This is a genomic window from Synechococcus sp. R8-2, from assembly GCF_047461715.1.
Taxonomy (GTDB): domain Bacteria; phylum Cyanobacteriota; class Cyanobacteriia; order Thermostichales; family Thermostichaceae; genus Thermostichus.
Map to the genome: position 1 here is coordinate 1 of NZ_JANSHQ010000314.1, position 2,796 is coordinate 2,796.

Annotated in this window: 1 protein-coding gene and 1 pseudogene; both read right to left on the reverse strand. The window is 62.3% G+C overall.

Going from position 1 to position 2,796, the window contains the following annotated elements:
* Positions 1-2,234, reverse strand: a 2,234-nt coding sequence (locus NW819_RS08075; protein WP_414413447.1) for a DNA methyltransferase, incomplete at its 3' end; no start/stop codon positions are given.
* Positions 2,231-2,796, reverse strand: a pseudogene (locus NW819_RS08080) (helicase); the annotation flags it as partial. The pseudogene NW819_RS08080 and the gene NW819_RS08075, both read right to left, overlap by 4 nt.

Sequence of the window (2,796 nt, forward strand, 5' to 3'; positions counted from 1 at the left end):
GGGAGGGGCCAGGGGTGGGGGTAGAACACCTCCGGGAACTCCAGCGGCCAGTGGAAAAACCGGTTCTCGACGGCGAGGGCCTGAGCAGTGGCAAGGGCCTGGGAGGGGGTTCTCTCCTGCAGTCGATCAGCCACGGCTTGGGTGGTAATGGCCCTAGAGAAGTCAGGGATCAAGGGCTGGAAAAAAGCGGCTGTCCACAGGTTGCAGGCTTCCACTAGCTTTTGGTGTTGCGGGTCTTGGCAGTAGCGGCTGTAGAGCTGCTGCTTGCGGCTAACCTCTGCCGGGGAGTTGTCTGGAATGGCTTCTAGCTTCTGTCGCTCCTGGCTAAGCTCAGCCACCACCTGGTCAGTGTCAAAAGCAAGGGAAAGCTGCCCTGTTTGCAAACTCTGGCACTCGGTGCGATTGCGCTGCTTTAGCGAGCGGGCAGCCTCCTTGGAGTCAGCGCTAACCGGGGTAAAGGCTTCATCGGGGATGCCCTTTTCCAAAATCGCCAAATCCAAGACACCCACCAGCGAATCGCCGCACTTGATGTGGTGATCCAGGAAGGTGAGGGGCTTGCCGGCGCAGTGGGCCTCCAGCCACAGGGCCACGCGGCAGAGTTCCACCGCCAGCGGGTTTTTGTCCACGCCGTAGATGCAGTGCGCCACCACATCGCGGATGGCCTCGCGGACACGCTCGGGGGCGGGTTCCTCTTCGCCGGTGCGGAGCTTTGCCAGTTCCTTGCCCAACCTGCGGGCGGCAGCAAGCAGGAAGTGACCGGATCCGCAGGCGGGATCACACACACGGATGGACAAAATCGCTTGCTCTTTTTCCTCAGGTGGGCGAGCGGCTTTCAGCCGTTCTTCAATCACTGGCTCCAGCGCCGAGCGGATGAGTTCGGCCACTAGCTCCGGCGGGGTGTAGTAGGAGCCTGTGCTCTTGCGCTCTGAGCCGTAGCTCAACTCAAAGCGAGGCGCCCCTTGCCCAGTTACAATCTGAGGCTGGTAGTCGAGCAAGCTTTCGTAGACGGATCCCAGTTCTTCTACATCCAGCGCCGCGTAGTTGACCCGCCGAAGGGGAGAGGTGGGGTTTTCTCGGTAGTAGGCTAGGTGCGAAAAGGCTTGCAGCAGATCCCGGTTGCTCAGGCTGCACTCATCCAGCTCCAGAGGGGCAAACAGCTCTCCGTTGAGAGGAGCAGCCCCCAGCAGCTCCGCCAGCTCCTCTTGGGAAAGCACCCTCCAGAGCACCCGCAAGCTGCACCAGAGATCCTCGTGTTCGTCTTGGGCACTTTGCCGATCCAAAAACCGCCGCAGCCGCGTCACGCTGTAGTGCTCGCGATAGAGCGCCGCGCTGCTCATCAACCCCCGCTCTTCGGAAACCAAGAGGAACAGGAACCGGTAGACCAAGCGCAGCAGTTGGCGGTAGAGCTCCCTGGGATCCGACAAGAGCCGCGCTCTCAGCCTCTGGTTCTTGGGATGGGCCAGGAACCCATTTGCCAGCAACCTGATGCACTCCTCAACCCCCTCCCGCAGCCGTTCCCGTACCCGGCCACCCTGCTCCAGGGCCTGTTGGTAGTACTTTTCCAGCAGACAATCCCCTGCTAGCTCTGCCGTTTGGGGCAAGCGGCTGCGGTGCAGCAGCCGAAAGAGGATGGCAAAGTCGTTAAACCGCTGCTCCTCTAGGATCTGCTTCAGGTCAAACTCCACATAGGCCTGCCGACGCACATAGGTGGAGTCCCGCAGGAGGCGCAGGGTCAATCCGTTGGTAACAATGCCCCAGAGGTGCTCGCTGCGGTTGAGATACTCCTGCAGCAGCGAGTGGGGTGCCAGGCGAGGCCGGCCAGAAGCCGGCACGCGGCCCAGCTCCTGGCGCGCGCCGACGATGTGCACCGGTGGCGCGTCTTCCGCCTCGCCCATGCGATGCGAGATGGGGAAGTTCATTCCGTCCACCTCGCAGGCGCGCGGTTGATAGCGCACCTCGATCCCCAGCAAACTGAAGAAGGGGATCGCCCAGGCATCGCGGGTGATGCTGGTGGCGAGATCGCTTTCGGGCAGGCGCTGCAGGCGGCTCTGGAAGGCCTCCCAGTACTTTCGACAATCGGCAAAGACCGCGGCAATCTCTTCGACTGGGCCGCGCTTGCTGTTAAAGCCGAAGTCTTCTGGCTTCTGTCCTGGCAGATCCCCTGCCAGCAGCTTTTCGAGAATATCGGGCCCCAACAGGCCTCCTTCGATGCGTACCCCAGAAAACTCGCTCATCGGCAAACCACCGGTTGGAGAACAAGGAGTCCTAAAAGATCGGGGGGAAGCTGCGGCTTCACCTTCAGCCCCCGCCCCTGTAGGGACACGGCTTGGCGGATGCGCCTATGGGCAGCCTCCAGCTCAGCAGCACGCTGCAAAATCCGCTCCCGCGCCGCCTGCTGCAGCCGGTGATCCCTTCCCCAGTTTTCCTCTGTCTCCTGCCACGGGCCGAGACAGGCCAGGAGATGCTGAACCAGCTCCCGCTTTTCCGCTAGCGGTAGGTTCTCATCCGGCTTGGCCGTGGCCAGCAGTTGGAGAGCTGCGCCCGTCTCCAGCCAGCGGGCCTCGCCGCTCTCCAGGCCAACACCGCCTAGCACCAGCACCTCTTCCGCCAAGAGAGGCTGCCTCTGGGGTTGCTCCACCAGGTAGCGCACCCGCAGCAGCAGTAGAGTTGTAAGATCAACTACCGCTCGGGTGCGTAGAGCGCCGCAGCGGGAGACGACAGCATCCCCTTTCTCTGGGTTGTCGAGGGCTTCCTCCAGCAAAAACTGGGCCAGGGCAACCACGACGCGGTGGTTGC